Source organism: Eggerthella sp. 1_3_56FAA, assembly GCF_000185625.1.
Lineage (GTDB): Bacteria > Actinomycetota > Coriobacteriia > Coriobacteriales > Eggerthellaceae > Eggerthella > Eggerthella lenta.
The window spans coordinates 278,118-294,988 of sequence record NZ_GL622579.1 but is presented as its reverse complement, the minus strand read 5'-3'; the positions used below and the strand labels follow the sequence as shown (position 1 = coordinate 294,988).

15 protein-coding genes and 1 pseudogene are annotated in these 16,871 nt (G+C 66.6%); 5 read left to right on the top strand and 11 right to left on the bottom strand.

What is annotated here, in order from left to right; all coding sequences use genetic code 11:
- The 3 genes and pseudogenes from nrfD (HMPREF1023_RS15845) to serA form a co-directional block, all read right to left on the bottom strand.
- A partial coding sequence (nrfD, locus tag HMPREF1023_RS15845; RefSeq protein ID WP_232228675.1) for an NrfD/PsrC family molybdoenzyme membrane anchor subunit occupies positions 1 to 250 on the bottom strand: 250 nt, incomplete at its 3' end.
- Positions 251 to 320: 70 nt separating this feature from the next.
- Positions 321 to 572, bottom strand: a pseudogene (gene nrfD / locus HMPREF1023_RS15840) (NrfD/PsrC family molybdoenzyme membrane anchor subunit); the annotation flags it as partial.
- A 10-nt stretch (positions 573 to 582) separates the two neighbouring features.
- Positions 583 to 2,163: a phosphoglycerate dehydrogenase gene (serA, locus tag HMPREF1023_RS01255; RefSeq protein ID WP_009304313.1), complete on the bottom strand. Its 1,581-nt coding sequence runs from the start codon at positions 2,161 to 2,163 to the stop codon at positions 583 to 585.
- A 281-nt stretch (positions 2,164 to 2,444) separates the two neighbouring features.
- Here serA and HMPREF1023_RS01250 point away from each other — a divergent pair, with 281 nt between their 5' ends.
- The gene (locus HMPREF1023_RS01250; RefSeq protein ID WP_009304312.1) at positions 2,445 to 2,888 is read left to right on the top strand and encodes a hypothetical protein; all 444 of its coding nucleotides are present in this window, start codon (positions 2,445 to 2,447) and stop codon (positions 2,886 to 2,888) included.
- Between the two features lie 133 nt (positions 2,889 to 3,021).
- Here HMPREF1023_RS01250 and ilvC read toward each other — a convergent pair whose 3' ends face one another.
- The 5 genes from ilvC to HMPREF1023_RS01225 all read right to left on the bottom strand — a co-directional run bounded on the left by ilvC (position 3,022) and on the right by HMPREF1023_RS01225 (position 9,547).
- Complete coding sequence (gene ilvC, locus HMPREF1023_RS01245; protein ID WP_009304311.1) at positions 3,022 to 4,017, bottom strand: ketol-acid reductoisomerase; 996 nt, start codon at positions 4,015 to 4,017, stop codon at positions 3,022 to 3,024.
- 60 nt (positions 4,018 to 4,077) lie between these two features.
- Positions 4,078 to 4,563, bottom strand: coding sequence for an acetolactate synthase small subunit (gene ilvN, locus HMPREF1023_RS01240; RefSeq protein ID WP_009304310.1), 486 nt, complete (start codon positions 4,561 to 4,563; stop codon positions 4,078 to 4,080).
- Entirely contained in the window at positions 4,560 to 6,452 is a 1,893-nt protein-coding gene (gene ilvB, locus HMPREF1023_RS01235) for a biosynthetic-type acetolactate synthase large subunit (protein WP_009304309.1), read from the bottom strand. The genes ilvN and ilvB overlap by 4 nt, the downstream gene beginning before the upstream one ends.
- On the bottom strand, positions 6,449 to 8,122 hold the full coding sequence (ilvD, locus tag HMPREF1023_RS01230; RefSeq protein ID WP_009304308.1) for a dihydroxy-acid dehydratase: 1,674 nt from the start codon (positions 8,120 to 8,122) through the stop codon (positions 6,449 to 6,451). The genes ilvB and ilvD overlap by 4 nt, the downstream gene beginning before the upstream one ends.
- Before the next feature lie 327 nt (positions 8,123 to 8,449).
- Positions 8,450 to 9,547, bottom strand: a complete 1,098-nt coding sequence (locus HMPREF1023_RS01225) for a sugar transferase (RefSeq protein WP_009304307.1) — start codon at positions 9,545 to 9,547, stop codon at positions 8,450 to 8,452.
- 301 nt (positions 9,548 to 9,848) lie between these two features.
- Here HMPREF1023_RS01225 and HMPREF1023_RS01220 point away from each other — a divergent pair, with 301 nt between their 5' ends.
- The 4 genes from HMPREF1023_RS01220 (at position 9,849) to HMPREF1023_RS01205 (ending at position 15,087) form a co-directional block, all read left to right on the top strand.
- Entirely contained in the window at positions 9,849 to 10,244 is a 396-nt protein-coding gene (locus HMPREF1023_RS01220; RefSeq protein WP_009304306.1) for a type II toxin-antitoxin system RelB/DinJ family antitoxin, read from the top strand.
- A gap of 165 nt (positions 10,245 to 10,409) precedes the next feature.
- Positions 10,410 to 11,864 carry an RNA-binding domain-containing protein gene (locus HMPREF1023_RS01215; protein WP_083802120.1) on the top strand — a complete coding sequence of 485 codons (1,455 nt, stop codon included), beginning with the start codon at positions 10,410 to 10,412 and terminating at the stop codon, positions 11,862 to 11,864.
- 773 nt (positions 11,865 to 12,637) lie between these two features.
- Positions 12,638 to 13,687, top strand: a complete 1,050-nt coding sequence (locus HMPREF1023_RS01210; RefSeq protein ID WP_035578245.1) for an ArdC-like ssDNA-binding domain-containing protein — start codon at positions 12,638 to 12,640, stop codon at positions 13,685 to 13,687.
- A gap of 614 nt (positions 13,688 to 14,301) precedes the next feature.
- Positions 14,302 to 15,087 (top strand): hypothetical protein, encoded by a 786-nt coding sequence (locus HMPREF1023_RS01205; RefSeq protein ID WP_009304303.1) that lies wholly within the window; start codon positions 14,302 to 14,304, stop codon positions 15,085 to 15,087.
- A gap of 174 nt (positions 15,088 to 15,261) precedes the next feature.
- Here HMPREF1023_RS01205 and HMPREF1023_RS15365 read toward each other — a convergent pair whose 3' ends face one another.
- The 3 genes from HMPREF1023_RS15365 to HMPREF1023_RS15590 form a co-directional block, all read right to left on the bottom strand.
- Complete coding sequence (locus HMPREF1023_RS15365; protein WP_009304302.1) at positions 15,262 to 15,429, bottom strand: hypothetical protein; 168 nt, start codon at positions 15,427 to 15,429, stop codon at positions 15,262 to 15,264.
- A 371-nt stretch (positions 15,430 to 15,800) separates the two neighbouring features.
- Positions 15,801 to 15,995: a hypothetical protein gene (locus HMPREF1023_RS15360; protein ID WP_114516529.1), complete on the bottom strand. Its 195-nt coding sequence runs from the start codon at positions 15,993 to 15,995 to the stop codon at positions 15,801 to 15,803.
- A 162-nt stretch (positions 15,996 to 16,157) separates the two neighbouring features.
- Positions 16,158 to 16,697, bottom strand: coding sequence for a hypothetical protein (locus HMPREF1023_RS15590; RefSeq protein WP_009304300.1), 540 nt, complete (start codon positions 16,695 to 16,697; stop codon positions 16,158 to 16,160).
- Between the last annotated feature and the right edge of the window lie 174 nt (positions 16,698 to 16,871).

Below are 16,871 nucleotides of genomic sequence, written 5' to 3'. Positions count from 1 at the left end.
CGTCGATGCGGGAGAGCCGCGCGAACAACGGCTGCGGATCGGCGTCGCACAGAAGCGGCAGCACGAGCATCACCGCCGCGCCGCACGACAGCGACGAGCAGGTGAACAGCACCGGCACGAGCGGCGACGCCAGAAGCGGCAGCGTCCAGATGGTGGAGAGGAACAGCCCCGAGTACACCATCACCACGAGCGCGCTCGCGCAGCCGAGGGCCTGCACGGCCAGCACGGCGCCGTGGCCGAGCCCGAGCACGCGCCAGGTTGCACGCGAGGAGCGCCGCCACGGCGGCCATGAACGCCACGAGCGCCCACGCCCCGACCGACAGCACGCTGCCAGCCGGGTTCGCCAACACGTCGAGCGCGAGCTCGGGCCGCCCCAGGTCCAGCATGAGGCACGCGGCGCCCACTGCGACCATGCCGCACGAGACGACGAGCGACGGCAAGGCCACCCGCCCGAGCGAGCGCCTCAGCGCAGCGGACGAGCGCGCCCGCTGCGACAGGTACACGGCCGCGACGAACGTGCCGCAGCCCGCGCCCGCCAAGAACAGGTAGATGACGATGAGCGGGCCGAACATCGCGCCGCCGCTACAGCTTCACGTACCAGAGGTTTTTGAGGTCGCCCAGCCCCGCGCGCAGCTTGGACAGCACGTCGTCGTCGACGTCGCCCTCCACGTTCATGTACACGAGCGCGCATTGCTCGCCGGGCAACGTGGCGATCTGCATCGTGGTGATGTTGATGCCCGCCTCCCCCAGGATGGTGCCGATGGTGCCCACGCGCCCCGGCGCGTCCACGTACTCGAACACGAGCGACTGACCGGCCGGAGCGATGTCCAGCTGGTAGCCGAACAGCGACACGAGACGCGCAGCCTGCGCTTCGCCCGCCAGCGTGCAGGCCACTTCGGTGCCGTCGGCCACCACCGACACGGTGGAAGCGTAGCCCCCGGCGTCGGGCGACGAAAGCGTCTCCACCTTGATGCCGTGGCGCTTCGCCACCGCGTCGGCGTTCACCGGCGTCACCGTGGCCGTGCTCTGGTAGGACAGGATGCCCTTGAGCGTGCCGGCAACGAGGATGGACGCGTCGGCGTGCGCCAGCGCACCGGCCGTCGTCAGCTTCAGAAACTGGGGGATCTCGCCGTCGATCTGCGCGAGCATGCTGCCCATCATCTGGCAAGCGGGCACGTACGGTCCCACCGCGTCCATCACCTCGGGCGGCACGGGCGCCATGTTCAAGGCCGTGGGCACGATGGATCCCTCGAGACCCGCCGCCACGTACTCGGCCGTCTGCACGCCGGCTCGCAGCTGCGCCTCCTGCGTGGACGCCGCGATATGCGGCGTGAGGATGGCGTTGTCGAACTCGCGCAGGGGGCTGTCCGTGCAGGGCTCGCTTTCGTGCACGTCGATGCCGACCGCGCCGATCTTGCCGGCGGCCAGGAAGTCGGCGAGCGACTTCTCGTCGAAGATGCCGCCGCGCGCGGCGTTCACCAGGATCACGCCGTCCTTCATTCGCGCGTACTGGTCGGGCCCGAACATCCCGATGGTCTCCTTCGTCTTGGGAAGGTGGACGGTGATGAAGTCGGCCAACGGCACAAGGGCGTCCACGTCGTCGTACAGCGTCACGCCCAGCTGCTCGGCGCGCTCGGGGCTGCAGTACGGGTCGTAGCCGATCAGTTTCATGCCGAAGGCGCGTGCCCGCTCGGCCACGAGGCCGCCGATGCGGCCGAGGCCGAAGATGGCGAGCGTCTTCTCGTACAGCTCCACGCCGGTGTACTTCCCGCGCTCCCAGACGCCCTCGTGCATGGACGCGTTCGCCTGCGGAACCTTGCGCGCGCAGGCAAGCATGAGGCCGATGGCGTGCTCGGCGGCGGACACGATGTTGGACGTGGGCGCGTTGCACACGATGATGCCGTGCTCGGTGGCCGCTTCGACGTCCACGTTGTCCACGCCCACGCCGGCGCGCCCGATGATGCGCAGGCGATCGGCAGCTTCGACGACCTCGGCCGTGACCTTCGTGGCCGAGCGCACGATGAGCGCATCGTAGCCGGGAACGGTCTCGATCAGCTCCTCGGGCGTCATCTTCAGCTTGACGTCGACCTCGCACCCCTTGTCGCGGAGCACTGCGAGACCCGCCTCGGCCAGCCTCTCGGTAACCAGCACCTTCTTCGTCATAACGAAAACCACCTCTTGCCTTATGGATGTCAGGGAAACAGTCCCGCCCGGCGCCGGCCGCACGCGTTCACGCCGATCGAGCAAACGTCCTTATGATACGGAAAAACCCCATGGATAGATGCACGGGCTGCGAAATTCCCGATGAATTGCGAAAACGCGCGTCCGACTCGGCAAGCACGGCGAAAAGCGACCGCGCGGCTGCTTTGGTGCGGTATTGTAGACGTTCTCGCACCTCCCGTCGGGTATCCTATTCCGACGTACCGAAAAGAGAAGGGAACGCCATGCAGAAGACCACCTCGCAGAAAGCCCTCAAGGTCATCTCCATCATCATGATCGTGTTCGCGGCGCTCACGCTGCTCCTCGGCATCGGCGGCATCGTCACCGGCGGAGCCCTCGGCATCCTGGGCGCGGGCAGCGGCGACGCCGGAAGCGCCGCCCTCGTCGGAGGCGTGGCTGCCGTCGCCGGCTTCGTCATCCTCCTCGGAGGCGCCATCAACCTGGCCATCGGCATCTTCGGCCTGCGCGGCGCCAACGACCCGCGCAAGATCGGCGCGTTCTACGTGCTGGCCATCATCGGGCTCGCGTTCGCCGTGCTGAGCGCGCTCGGCACCTTCTTCGGCGGCAGCGCGGACGGCGGCGACATCGCCAGCGCCCTCTTCGGCCTCGTCCTGCCCCTCGCCTGCGTGCTTTTGGCCTACAACATCAAGAAGGAGAACCACCTGTAGCGGCCCGCAGCTTCGTTCCCGCACGTGAAAGAAGGGGCCCGACGTCGGGCCCCTTCTTTGTGCGAAGCCGTCTCCGGCGAATCGAACCCGTCTGCCCGCGCTTCTCCGTCTGCGCGGGCGACGGACCGCAGTCCTACCTCCTCACGAAGCTGAACATCGAGCGGATGTTGGCGCCCACTTCCTCGATCTGGGCGTTGCCGTGCTCCATGCGCTGCTCTTTGAGCCACTTCTGGCCGTTCTTCGAGTCCTCCATGAACTCGTGGGCGAAGCTGCCGTCCTGGATGCGCGCCAGCACGGTCTTCATCGCGGCCTTCGTCTCGTCGGTGATCACCTGCGGGCCGGCGTAGTAGTCGCCGTACTCGGCCGTGTTCGAGATGGAGTAGCGCATGTTCGACATGCCGCCCTCGTACATGAGGTCCACGATGAGCTTCATCTCGTGGAAGCACTCGAAGTAGGCCATCTCGGGCGGATAGCCCGCCTCCACCAGCGTCTCGAAGCCGGCGTTGATGAGCGCCGTCACGCCGCCGCACAGCACGGCCTGCTCGCCGAACAGGTCGGTTTCGGTCTCGTTCTTGAACGTGGTCTCGATGACGCCGGCGCGTGCGCCGCCGATGCCCCACGCGTACGACAGCGCCACATCCTTGGCCGCACCCGACGCGTCCTGGTTCACGCAGATGAGGCACGGCACGCCCGCGCCTTCGGTGAACACGCGGCGCACCATGTGGCCCGGGCCCTTCGGCGCGATCATGACCACATCGACGTCCGCGGGCGGCTCGATGTAGCCGAAGTGGATGTTGAAGCCGTGCGCGAACGCCAGCGTGTCGCCGGCCTTGAGATGCGGGGCGATGTCCGCTTCGTACGTGGCGGCCTGGGTCTCGTCGGGCGTGAGGATCATGATGAAGTCGGCTTCCTCGGCAGCGTCGGCGACGCTCATCACCTTGAGGCCCGCCTCCTCGGCCTTGGCCCGCGAGCGCGAGTCCTCGCGCAGGCCCACGCGCACGTCCACGCCCGAGTCCAGCAGGTTGAGCGCATGGGCGTGGCCCTGGCTGCCGTAGCCGATGATGGCCACCTTCTTGTCCTGGATGAGCTGGGGGTTCGCGTCTTTCTCGTGATAGATCGTAACAGCCATGTTCGTTTTTCCTTTCTATTGGCTGAGGTTACCTGGTGTTCGGGATGCGCCGCGCGAGCCTCACACGTCCTTCGAATTGCGGGACATGGCGATTTTGCCGGTGCGGGTGATCTCCTTGATGCCGTAGGCGCGGAAGAGGTCCTCCATGCCCTTGAGCTTGCTCTCGTCGCCCGTGGCCTCGATGGTCAGCGAGCTGCGGCCCACGTCCACGATCTTCGCACGGAACACGTTGGCGATCTCGATGATCTCGTTGCGACGGTCGGGCTGGGCGTTCACCTTGAACAGCACCAGCTCGCGCTCGATGGCCGCGTCGTTGGTGAGGTCGGTGATCTTGTGCACGCTGATCAGCTTGTGCAGCTGCTTCGTGATCTGCTCGTAGGCCACGTCGTCGGCCTTCACGATGGCCGTGACGCGCGACATGGTGGGATCTTCGGTGGGGCCCACCGACAGCGACTCGATGTTGAAGCCGCGCCGCGAGATGAGGCCGGTGACGCGCGACAGCACGCCGGGCTTGTTCTCCACCAGAACGGACAGGATGTGCTTCATCGGTCGCTCCCCTCCTCGTCGCTTCCATCGGCTTCGTCGCCTTCGGGCACGTCGGTGCGCACGGCGCCCACGGCCACGTCGATGGCGCCGATCACCTCGTCGAGCGCGCGGCCCGGCGCCACCATGGGATACACGTTCTGATCGCGCGAGATGGCCACGTCCAGCAGGTACGGCCCGTCGCTCGCCAGCATGCGCGCCAGCGCCGCGTCCACGTCAGCGGGCTTCTCCACCCGCTCGCCCTGCCAGCCGTACGCTTCGGCCAGCTTCACGAAGTCGGGGCTGGCGTCCAGCAGCGTCGAGGAGTAGCGCTCGTCGTAGAACAGCTTCTGCCACTGGTGCACCATGCCGAGGCAGCGGTTGTCCAGGATGAGCACCTTCACCGGCACGCGGTGGATGCTGGCCGTGGCCATCTCCTGGCTGTTCATCTGGAACGACCCGTCGCCCGCCACGCACACCACCTGCTTCTCCGGACAGCCGATGGCCGCGCCGATGGCGGCCGGGAAGCCGAAGCCCATCGTGCCCAGGCCGCCCGACGACAGGAAGCTGCGCGGCGCCTCGCGGTCCACGCTCTGGGCCGCCCACATCTGGTGCTGCCCTACCTCGGTCACGACGACGCTGTTCTGAGGATCGAGCGACTCCGACAGCTTCTTCAGCACCACCTCGGGGACGATCTCGTCGGGGTCGTCCCCCACGCCGGGATGGTAGAACGGGTAGCGCGTGCGCCAGGCGGAGATCTGCTCCACCCACGTGCCCGTGCCGGGGCGCGCGCCTTCCTTCTCCAACGTCGACACGATGCCGGCCAGCACGCCCTTGAGGTCGCCTACGATGGGCACCTGCACCTCGCGCACCTTGCCGATCTCGGCCGGATCGATGTCGATGTGGATGACGTCGGCGTGCGGCGCGAACTCGTCCAGCTTGCCGGTGACGCGGTCGGAGAAGCGCGCTCCCGCCGCAATGATAAGGTCGCTTTCCGTCATGGCGAGGTTCGCGTACTTCGAGCCATGCATCCCGACGGGCCCCAGGTTCAGCTCGTGGGACGCGGGGAACGCGCCCTTGCCCATGAGCGTGGTGACCACGGGAATCTGCATGAGCTCGGCCAGCGCCTTCAGCTCTTCGGACGCGCCGGAGGACACGGTGCCGCCGCCCACGTACAGCACGGGACGTTCTGCTTGCTTGATACGGGACACGGCCTGTTTGATCTGCTTGGCGTTGCCGCGGTAGGTGGGCTTGTACGACGGCAGGTTCACGTCGTCGGGGTACTCGAACGTCATGAGCTCGCTGGCCAGATCCGACGGGACGTCGATGAGCACGGGGCCGGGACGGCCGGTCTTGGCGATGTGGAACGCCTCGCGGAACGTAGTCGTCAACTCGTCAGTGGACTGCAAAAGGTAGCTGTGCTTCACCACCGGCATGGTGATGCCCACGATATCGGATTCCTGGAACGAGTCCGTGCCGATGACGCCGCGCGGCACCTGGCCCGTGATCACCACGAGCGGCACGCTGTCCATGTAGGCCGTCGCGATGCCCGTCACCGTGTTCGTGGCGCCCGGGCCGCTGGTGACAATGACCACGCCCACGTTGCCCGTGGCGCGCGCGTAGCCGTCGGCCTCGTGCACGGCGCCCTGTTCGTGGCGCGCCAGCACGTGCTTGATCTGGTCCGAGTCGTACAACGCGTCGTATATTTTGATGGCTTGGCCGCCGGGATAGCCGAACACGAGGTCGACGCCCTCGGCTTCGAGCGAGGCCACCACGGCCTCGGCGCCCTTCATCGTCTTGCCCTGCTTCGGCGTCTTGCTGCCCAGGCCGCGCGGGGCGCCGGCCTCGGTGGCGTTCGCCTGGTTCGGGCGCGGCGCGCGGCCGTCGGTTGCGGTGCTCCGTGCGTTCGTCATGATACGTACGCCCCCTTGTCTGCCGACGAGACGAGCTTCGCGTACTTCGCGAGCACGCCGTGGTCGTGCTTCGGCGCCGGCGGCCGCCAGGCCACGCGACGGCGTTCCAGTTCGGCGTCGTCCACGCCCAGCGTGAGCGCGCCGCCTTCGATATCGACCGTCACCGGGTCGCCTTCCTCGATGAGCGCGATGGGGCCGCCGGCCGCCGCCTCGGGGCTCACGTGCCCCACGGCCGGGCCCTTCGTGGCGCCCGAGAAGCGCCCGTCGGTGATCAGCGCCACGCTGGTGGACAGCCCCATCCCCACGATGGAGGACGTGGGCGTCAGCATCTCGCGCATGCCCGGGCCGCCCTTGGGGCCCTCGTAGCGGATGACCACCACGTCGCCCGCTACGATCTTGCCGGCGTTGATGGCCGCGCAGGCCTCCTCCTCGCTGTCGAAGCAGCGCGCGGGGCCGGTGTGGACGAGCATGGACGGATCGACGGCCGACTTCTTCACGATGGCGCCGTCGGGCGCGATGTTGCCGTGCAGCACCTTGAGCGCGCCTGACGGGGAGAAGGGGTTGTCGTGCGCGCGGCACACCTCGCCGTCGGCCGGTTTCGTGCAGGCCTGCAGGTACTCGTCGAGCGTGCCCATGCACGTGACGGCGCTGCGGTCGAGCAGGTCGAGCTCTGCCAGCTCGTGCATGACCACAGGCACGCCCCCGACCTCGTACAGGTCGGACAGCGGGCGCGGGCCGGAGGGCTGCAGCTTCACGAGGTGCGGCGTGCGCGCGCTCGCGGCGTCCCAGTCGTCCATCGTGATGGGGTGTCCCGCCTCACGCGCGATGGCCGTGAGGTGCAGCACCGTGTTCGTGGAGCCGCCGAAGGCCATGTCGCATTCCATGGCGTTGTGCAAGGCGGCCGCGCTCACGATGTCGCGCGCGCAGATGCCCTTCTCCAGCAGCTCCATCACCTTCATGCCCGCATGCTTCGCCAAGCGGATGCGCTCGGAGTACACCGCGGGCACGGTGCCGTTGCCGGGAAGCGCGATGCCCAGGGCCTCGCACAGGCAGTTCATGGAGTTCGCCGTGAACATGCCCGAGCAGCTGCCGCAGGTGGGGCACGCGGTGTCCTCGTAGCGCTTGAGCTCGGCTTCGGTCATGTCGCCGTTCATCACCTGCGCCGCGCCGTCGAACAGCGTGTTGAGGTCGGTGGTGGGCCCGCACCCGCCCGGCTGCTTGCCGGCGAGCATCGGGCCGCCCGACACGAACACCGTGGGGATGTTCACGCGCAGCGCGCCCAGCAGCATGCCCGGCACGATCTTGTCGCAGTTCGGGATGCACACGAGCGCGTCGAAGGCATGGCCCTGCACCGCGCATTCCAGCGAGTCGGCGATGGCTTCGCGCGACACGAGCGAGTAGTGCATGCCGTCGTGGTTCATGGCGATGCCGTCGCACACGCCGATGGTGGATATCTCGAACGGCACGCCGCCGGCCATGTAGATGCCCGCCTTCACGGCTTCGGCGATCTTGTCGAGGTTGTTATGGCCGGGGATGATGTCGTTGCGGGAGTTGAAGACGGCGACGAGCGGCCGTTCCATCTCCTCGTCGGTGATGCCGTCGGCCTTGAGCAGGCTTCGGTGCGGGGCGCGCGCCGTGCCGCATCGCACGGCATCGCTGCGTAGTTGCATGTCCGATCCCTTCCTTCCTGGCGTTGCCGGTTTCGTGGCATAAAAAAATCCCGCTGCAAGCAAGCTGCACCAGGACCTCAGAAGGAAGGGAGATGCGCCCGGCTGCACGCATCCCTGCGCGCCGCGGTCGCTCTCGATCGGACTGATAACGGAGTCGCCGGTTCAGCCTACTTGCCCCGGCTGCACGCGGAGGTCGTCCGCTGCGTGCCGTCGCGTTCGAGCCGAACTGCTCGGAGGTGGCGTTCAGGCCGCCCACCGCCGGCTCGCAGCATCCGCCGGCTCTCTGAAGATGGGTTCGTCCCTACTGTCCTCGTCAACGCATTTCGTCTATGAACTTGTTGCGGGTAAGTATACTCCAGCTTCATGATGTCGCAAGTAAAACTTTGACGATCGAAGCGATTGCGCGGTAAATCCACATGGAGGCGGTGGGGATTGAGGAGACGGGGGTTCGGGGCGCTGGGGAAGCTGCCACAGCTCCAGCTCCTGGCGGCTGCCGTCCCCGTAGGTCGCGTCGTTTCGGGCCTGCACCTGCCACCAGCCGGTGATGCCGGGCTTCGCGGAGAGGAGCTCGCCCGCATCGTCGCCGTAGGCCGCGAGCTCCTCCTCGACGACAGGGCGCGGGCCGATCACGCTCATCTGGCCGGCCAGCACGTTGAGGAACTGAGGGAGCTCGTCGAGGGAGGTCTTCCTCAGGAAGCGGCCCACCTTGGTGACGCGGGGGTCGCCGTCCACCTTGCGCTCGCGCCTCCACTGCTCGAGCTGCACGGGATCCAGGTGCCTCTCCACGTCGTCGGAGTCGGCGACCATCGTGCGCAGCTTGAGGATGCCGATCGGCCGCCCTTCGAGGCCGACCCTTCGCTGCCTATACAAGGGGGACCCCTCGGACTCCAGGCGGATGGCGGCGCAGAGGAGCGCGACCGGGACCAGGCAGAGCAGGACGACGGCGAGCGAGAACGCCACGTCGAAGGCGCGCTTCGCGAAGCGGTAGGCCAGGCGGCCGGCGGCGGGCGCCCGATGCGGGAGCGCCCGCCCGCAGCCGCCCCGCGCTACCGGCACGGAAGCCTCCGCGGAAGACGGGCGAAAGGGCTGTGTCGCGGGCGACGGGCATCTAGTAAGCGCCCCCCCCCGCAGCATTATGGCGGCCGTGCCCGCGACCACCCTGAGGTCCACCAGGAACGAGCGCTCCTCGATGTAGGCGAGGTCCATGGCCACCATGTCGTCGAAGGTGGTGTCGCTGCGGCCCCGCACCTGCCAGTAGCCGGTGAGGCCGGGCTTGACGGACAGGCGGCGCATGGCGCGCGCGTCGTACTGGGCGACCTCGGAGGGGAGCGGCGGGCGCGGGCCCACGCAGGAGAGCTGGCCCATGAGGCAGTTCAGGAACTGGGGGAGCTCGTCGATCGCTTCGGGGTGGGCAGAATCAATCAACTTGTTAGCGGTTACTCGACCGCAATGGGAATTGATTTGCCCGACACATCGGGAGGGCGAGGAGCCCCGGGGTGAGCGCTGTTCGACGCACTGAAAGGATGGTAGCCATGAAGGAGTCGCCGCGGCCGGCAAGCCAGAAACGGGCGTCCTTGGAAAGGGCGGACATTCTTCGGGAAAAGAAACGCGCGGTTGAACTTCGTCCTTATCCTCCTTCACGAAGAAACGAAGTCCCCCGAATTCGGATGTGCTTTCCCGACCATGTATCCGAAACGATGTCCAAGTCGAGAAAGGAGCGGTAGCGATGACTGCAAAGACGGCGAACATCAGCCTCGAAGTCGATTCCGGCATCAAGAGGCGTGCGATGGCGGTCCTCGAGGCGAAGGGGATGACGCTTTCCGGCGCGATCAGGAGGATGGTCACGCTCGGCATGCTCGAGCACAGGATCCCGTTCGAGGTGACGCGTGACCCGGTCTTCGCGGGGACGGGCATGGCGGACTGCGTCGCCGAGAGGTACGGCATAGAGAAGTCTTCGTCGCCCCGCACCGGCGTCGTGACGGGGATCGTCGTGAAGATGACGCCGGAATTCAAGAGGGAGATGCGAAGCTACTGCAAGGAGATGTGCATCACCCCGAACGCGCTGGTGCACCTGTTTCTCGGGCAGGTTGCCTTCGAGCTGCGTGTCCCCTTCGACGATTGAACGGAGGGTCGATTTGAATCAAGGGCACGATAAGGGATAATTGGCCCCGATGGCTTTCCAGATTCGAAGGCGGACAGAATCCATGCCACCCTGCCGACAGGGCAGAGCACGGCGGTTCCCTTTCGTTCCGCAATCCGTCAGAAAGAAGCCACACTATGAAAGGCGATGAACATGAACCTTGGTCGCGAAAACGAGCAAACTGAATTCAAGAAGACGACCTCGGAGATGAAAGAGGCGATGGATTCAATCTGCGCCATCCTCAACAAACACGGGTCGGGTGTCCTCTACTTCGGAGTCCGCCCTGACGGCGAGGTTCTCGGCCAGGACGTCGAGGAGTCGACCTTGCGCAGGGTGAGCCAAGCAATCGGAAACGCGATCGCGCCGCCCATCCGCCCGACCATCACCAGAAAGACTTCCGATGACGGGAGAAGCTACGTCGAAGTGAGGTTCTCCGGTGACGAGGCCCCATACTCAAGCAACGGCAGGTTCAGAATCAGGGTGGCGGACGAGGATCTCCTCATGAGCCCCGCCGAGGTTCGCGCAATGGCTCTCGATGCCGAGGCGCAATCGAAACCCTGGGATGGCAGGCCCTCGGAGAGGCCGATGAGCGACGTCGAGGAACCGGTCCTCATAGACTACGTCACTCGCGGCAACGAATGCGGCAGGATAAGCTTCAGCTACGATGGCGTCGAAGACGCCTTGGAGCGCCTCGGCCTTCTTACACCGGATGGCAAGCTGACCAACGCCGCCGCGGTCCTCTTCTGCAGATCCCGAACGCCCATGCTGAAGATGGGCGTGCTCGGCTCCCGCGACAGGGTCGACATCCTCGATGTCCAACAGGTCGAAGGGACGCTCTTCGACCTCGCCCGCAAAGCGGAGTTCTACGTGCTGTCGAACATCCGCAGGCGGGTCGTCATCGAGGGGGCGGGCATCGAACGAAAAGAGGTGCCCGAGCTCCCGATGCCCGCGGTTCGCGAGGCAATCGTAAACGGGCTCACGCACGCCGACTACCGGAGCGGAGAGGCAATGCAGGTCGACATCTTCGCGGACTCGGTCGAGATATACAACTCCGGTTGGTTCCTCGACGGCCAGACCCCCGAAGCGCACCTTTCGGGAGAGGACAAGCGCTCCAAGAGCCGAAACCAGCTTATCGCCTCCAGCCTCTTCAAGTCCAAGGACATCGAGTCGTACGGAACCGGGATGCCCCGAATCAAGCGCCTCTGCGACGCCGAGGGCATCGAGGTCGAGTACCTGAAGGTGCCGGGCGGCACGCGCGTCGTCTTCCACCGGAAAGACCCGTTCGTCGGCGCCGAGACTGCCGAGGTTGGCCGAAGTTGGCCGAAGTTGGCCGAAGTTGGCCGAAGCTCCATCGAACGCGTCGCGTCTTTGAGCCCCAGGGAGAAGGACGTCTGCGTCGCCGTCCTCGAACGGGGTGAGGCAAGCTCGGCCGACGTTGCCGCGGGACTCGGGGTGAGCGTCCGCACGGCGAGAAGGATCCTGGCGGCCCTCGTCGAGAAGGACGCCATCACCGCGCACGGCGACACGAACAGGAGGGTGTACGAGGTCAACTCCGCCTACTTCGCCTCGGAGAGAACCGAAGGCTCTTCGAGGCAGGGATAGCGAGCCCGGAGCTTGCCCGCGGGAAATAGCGAGCCACCACCATCGAAATGGCGCCGATATCGGCGACCCCTTAGACAAAGCCGCATGAGAGGGCGGCGATGGAACCCGGCGGAGACGCCGCCATGTCAAAGGAGGTCGAGATGCCAGAGCCAGAGAGAGACGAGTACGGTCGCGTCTGCACGAGCGATGCGGGGCCCATTCCCGAGGAAGATCGCTTCGAGGAGCGCGACGGCGAAGACAGCGACGACTGACGCCAGCGCTGTCATCAAGCAGCCGAGGGGGCGGCCACTGTGCCGCCCCCTCGGTCGTTCAAAGCCCTCGCCGCTCTCCCATCCGAGCGCGAAGGTCCTCCCCCACGGTTTTGAGCGCGACCTGACGCTGGAGTTTCTTAGCGCCCGTAGCTACTGGCAGCGGCATCGCCCCAGCAGAACGGGCTGATCCGCGCTCGGCGGAGCGCTCGTCCTCGGCCCAGCGCGCTCGAACCGCTCGAAGAGCGGATCGTCGTCGAGCGCCATCACCTTGACGAAGCCGCCCGACTCGCAGGGCCCGAGGAGGGCGCTAAGAGGCCTTTACGGCTACGCCCCGCGCACCGCGAGCCTCGGCGGCGACTGAACCGGGAGCGCCCGCCCGGCGTGGAGGGCGAGAGCGGGGCGCAGGGGAAGCCCCCCTGCCGGGGAGCGCGAGGGGCGCCCGTCCCTCGCAAGACCGTCGAAATCCCACGCACCCTCCCGACCCCGTGGGAGAAAGACCACGATCTATCCGGGACGGCGACTATGGCGGGAAAGAGAGACAAGAGGGGCACTGAGGCGGCTGACAGGCGGAGCGAGGAGCTGCAGCAGACTCTCGAACGCCTGGAGGAGGGCGTGAGGGACGTGTTCTCCTCGGGGAGGTACGCTGAGTACCTCGCCGTGATGTCGCGCTTCCACGACTACAGCGTCAACAACTTCCTGCTCATAGCTATGCAGAAGCCCGAGGCGACCCTGGTTGCGGGGTACCGCGCCTGGCAGGACAAGTTCGGAAGACACGTCCGCAAGGGCGAGCACGGCATCAGGATCCTCTGCCCCGTCGTCGTGAGGGCGAGGCCCGCCGGGGACGCCCCGAGGGAGGATGCCGAGCAGGGCAAGGAGAAGGCCTCCGAGAAGAGGCTCGTCGGCTTCCGGATGGGGACGGTCTTCGACGTGAGCCAGACCGAGGGCAGGGAGCTGCCCTCCCTGGGCGTCGACGAGCTGAGGGGCGACGTCGAGGGATACGAAGCCGTCATGGGCGCCATCCGCAAGGCGAGCAGGTACCCCATCGTCTTCGAGGGCATCGAGGGAGGCGCGAAGGGGTACTTCTCCCGCGCCGAGCCCAAGCGCATCGTCATACAGGAGGGGATGTCGCAAGCCCAGACGCTCAAGACCGCCGTCCACGAGCTCGCCCACAGCGTCATGCACGACGCCGAGCCGAGCAAGGAGAGGTCCTCCCTCCCCGGCCGCGGTACGCGGGAGGTGCAGGCGGAGAGCGTCGCCTACGTCGTCTCCAGCTGGCTGGGGCTCGATACGAGCGACTACAGCTTCGGCTACATCGCGTCGTGGAGCGATGGGAGGGACGTGAGCGAGCTCAGGGCGTCGCTCGACGAGATACGCAGCGCCTCGCACGGGATAATCGACGTCATCGAGAGGGAGGCCTCGAAGACACGCGTGCCGGGAGAGCGAGAGCGAGCCAAAGAAACTGAAAGGACACCGGGGCGAAGCGCCAGGAGCCTGGCCGAGCGCGCAGGGGCCGCCCGCGCGGTGTCCGACGGGGGCCGCGCCCCCGAACGTGCCATCGAGGTTAGCCGCTAAGGGCACGGCGAGAGACGCCCAACGGGATACAGCATCGATTCGCGTCGCGCACGCAGCCAAGTCGTCATCCCCGTCATCCTGCAATCGCCATGCTTTTTTGCGAACCGGTATCTAGTGCGGTTACCGACAATGCTCAAACGACACAGCAGCCACAAGCATTATCTATAGGGTTCCTACACTCATACGCCCTGGCCAGGCTCCTTGTTCGGAACGTGGTTTCGAAGCGAATTGGCACCCCGATGCCAGAGCAGCGCCGCCGACCGCCCGTGAGCAATACCGCCCTTTCGAGGAGACGTCAAAAGGAGCTCGAGCAGCCCTGTCGCCAATAGCGCCCCCTACAGCAAACGCGCGCAACAACCTCGATACCATGTGCTACCGTGTCTATGCGAGCGTAGGCAAGCGCGGCGGCTCGCAAAGCATTTCTACGGCGTTTGAGGAAATGCCGCCGCACCGAAAGCCATCGCGGCGAGACCGCATCACCGCGCGCTGTTCGGGGAGGTAACCTGCAAGTCGTCCACCCAGCTCAAGTCGATAACAGGTCAGAGCCCAATGACAGCCGGGGCCAGATGCGGGCACAGCCACTTCACCGAAGACGAACGAGGGCGTGAGGTCAGATGATCGACCTGAGAGAGTACTATCTCGACAACATCTCAGAGGACGACTACTACTATCGCTTCTTCTCGCTGATCGAAGGCGTGAACAGGACTTACAACGTCTTCTATGGGGAGGAGGAGACGCAGGGATTCGAGTTTCTAGTCCACGACGAGATAGAGGCGATAGAGAAGTTCCGGCTGCTATGCCAGCCCGGCAACGAGCCGGAACGCAACGAGGACAGGTGCTGGTTCTATGTCGTCGCCTACTATCTGAACGCGCACGGCTATGTCATCGAGCAGTTCCCCGACGTGCTGCGCAGGCCTCCGACAGAGCCTTCCAGTTTTACATATGGGACAATCAGGGACAGAGCCGTATCGCTTGGGCTCGACGATGACGGCACGGTACGCTGGGCGACCCGCCGCACGATGGTTGCCGGCATGACCTTCGTGCGCAAGGCATCCTCGGTGGCAATCGGCGAGGCCCTGAGCCAGAAGATCCAGCTCATCTCCGCAGGCAATTCGCGATTCGAGGAGATGGAGGACGACGAAAAGCTCAGGGAGATCGCGAACCTAATCGAGAACCTGCTGAAGGAGAACGGGAAGTTCATACAGCCCGACTACTCGAAGGTGATGCTCGGACTCGTCGACGGCGATACGGTGAGGAGCCTCAGAAACAAGCTCCAGTGCTTCAGGCACTCGAGCAAGGAGTCGCTGGAAGAGAGAGCGAGGCTAACCGATGGGCAGAAAAGGTTCCTGATCGACTTCGGCGTGACAGTCTGCAAGGCGATCCACTCCCTCGTCGAATAGCGCCATCCGCTCCGCGCCTCCCCGCCCCCATTCATGCCACTCCATAGCTGCGTTACCGACATCGCCTGCACCACTCGATGAGAAAAGGCCTCCCATGAGCGTAAAGGGCCCCAACCGACGCTTGCGGCGAGGCTACAAGCATGCCCCGCGATCGTCTCGGTTCGCACAGCCTCGTCACCCCAGCCCCAGGGTCTGTTCGATGAACTCGGCGAACCTGCCGAGCATGTAGGCGCGTGGCCCCTCGATCTCTTCCTCCATAGTGCGCGGAGGGCGCCTCTTGACCGCGACGAGCGACCTCGCCGCCGCTGTGGCCCCGTCGGGGTCGGCGGCGGCGACCTCCATGAGGAAGTCGTCGGGGCGCGCAGGGCGCGCAGGCCAAGCGTCGCGAGGGCCTCCCGGGGAAGTCCCTCACGTTGTACGTCACGATCACGTCGCAGCCGCCTGCGAGCGCGAGCAGGACGTCGAGCGTCCACGTGGCACGAACACGTTCGCGTCGACGAGCGCCCTTACGGGCCGGCTAACCCGAGGCACCTCAGGTAATCCGACACCGCGTCGGAGTTGCCGTAGAGGCCCTCCCCGGCGGCGGCCTCGCGCATCTCGACGAGGGCGGCAGTGCGCCCCTCCCGGGACCGCCGGTCGAAGTCCACGGGGTCGGAGAGCATGACGTAGCGGTGCCCGCCGCCCGCGCGCGCCCTCGAGCCTTCCGGAGCCTGTCAGCCGCGCGATCGTCCGCGGGAAGGTGCCCACGATTCGCGCCGCCCGCCCCGTGGTGAGCCGGGCGTCGGCCTCCCCTCGAGGGCGTAGGCCGCGCCGAGCGCCCGCAGGAACGCCTTCAGCGCGCCGATCGAAGCCGCGTCGCCCGCCCTGTTGTCCACGATGGTCGCCGCCGGTGCCGTCGTCGTTGCCATGTCGACTCCCTCGTATCGTTATGTCGGTTTTGTTTTAGCTCAGACTGCCGGGGCTGACAATTGGGGACACCGCCCTCACATGAACCACCTGAACACCGACCTGAACAGCCACGCGAGGAACGCGACGCACGCCGCCAGGGCCGCCTTCGCGATCCTCATGGCCTACTCCACCTCCTCTGCGGGCTGGGCCGCCTCGGCCCGCCGCGCCTCGGCGAGCGCCTCGGGCGGGTAGCCGAACAGCGAGCAGATCGCCTCCGGGTCGCCGCGCAGGTCGGGGCGGGACGCCTCCAGGTAGTCGTAGATCCTGCACGCCCTGTAGTTCTCGCACGCGTTGGGCGACTCGGAGTACCACAGCCGCTGGGCCCGCTCGAACCTCGCCCCGTCCACGAACCGTCCGGCGCGCTTCCAGGCTACCGCCCTGCCGTCCACGGAGACGCACTCGATGCCGCCGAGCTCGCCCGCGTCGGCGAGGCACACCCTGTAGCCCCTGCAGCGGTCGGCATACGGTACGTCGCCGCCCTCCTCGGAGCCGGGGATGTCGTGGTGGTGTATGTCGAGGCATATCCCCTCGCCCTCGGCGGCGTCGAGCCGCAGCACGAGCTCCGCCGCGACGCACGCCCCTCCGAATGGCTGACCGGCGACCAGGTTGGCGGTGTCGAACACGCCGAGCCTCCCGTCCTCGTAGTCGATCTCGACCCTCATGCCTACCTCTCCCTTCCTTCCCTTCCCCTTCCGCCCCCGACGTCGGGGCGCCGGGCATCCTCCCCGCGCCGCCGAGCGGCGCCCGTCCGGGGGCTCCCGTCGTCCGGCGCGGGCCTCCTCCGACGGGTCGCGGCGCGCTCCGGGAGCAGGCCCTTCGCCTCGCGTAGTCGCGCA

Bases quoted from the DNA above. Each gene is read 5' to 3' on its own strand.
- HMPREF1023_RS01250 (WP_009304312.1), top strand. From the start codon at position 2,445: ATGCAGAAGACCACCTCGCAGAAAGCCCTCAAGGTCATCTCCATCATC.
- ilvN (WP_009304310.1), bottom strand. From the start codon at position 4,563: ATGAAGCACATCCTGTCCGTTCTGGTGGAGAACAAGCCCGGCGTGCTG.
- HMPREF1023_RS01220 (WP_009304306.1), top strand. From the start codon at position 9,849: ATGACTGCAAAGACGGCGAACATCAGCCTCGAAGTCGATTCCGGCATC.
- HMPREF1023_RS15360 (WP_114516529.1), bottom strand. From the start codon at position 15,995: ATGGCAACGACGACGGCACCGGCGGCGACCATCGTGGACAACAGGGCG.
- HMPREF1023_RS01205 (WP_009304303.1), top strand. From the start codon at position 14,302: ATGATCGACCTGAGAGAGTACTATCTCGACAACATCTCAGAGGACGAC.
- HMPREF1023_RS15365 (WP_009304302.1), bottom strand. From the start codon at position 15,429: ATGGAGGTCGCCGCCGCCGACCCCGACGGGGCCACAGCGGCGGCGAGG.
- ilvD (WP_009304308.1), bottom strand. From the start codon at position 8,122: ATGCAACTACGCAGCGATGCCGTGCGATGCGGCACGGCGCGCGCCCCG.
- ilvC (WP_009304311.1), bottom strand. From the start codon at position 4,017: ATGGCTGTTACGATCTATCACGAGAAAGACGCGAACCCCCAGCTCATC.
- HMPREF1023_RS01210 (WP_035578245.1), top strand. From the start codon at position 12,638: ATGGCGGGAAAGAGAGACAAGAGGGGCACTGAGGCGGCTGACAGGCGG.
- HMPREF1023_RS15590 (WP_009304300.1), bottom strand. From the start codon at position 16,697: ATGAGGGTCGAGATCGACTACGAGGACGGGAGGCTCGGCGTGTTCGAC.
- HMPREF1023_RS01215 (WP_083802120.1), top strand. From the start codon at position 10,410: ATGAACATGAACCTTGGTCGCGAAAACGAGCAAACTGAATTCAAGAAG.
- serA (WP_009304313.1), bottom strand. From the start codon at position 2,163: ATGACGAAGAAGGTGCTGGTTACCGAGAGGCTGGCCGAGGCGGGTCTC.
- ilvB (WP_009304309.1), bottom strand. From the start codon at position 6,452: ATGACGAACGCACGGAGCACCGCAACCGACGGCCGCGCGCCGCGCCCG.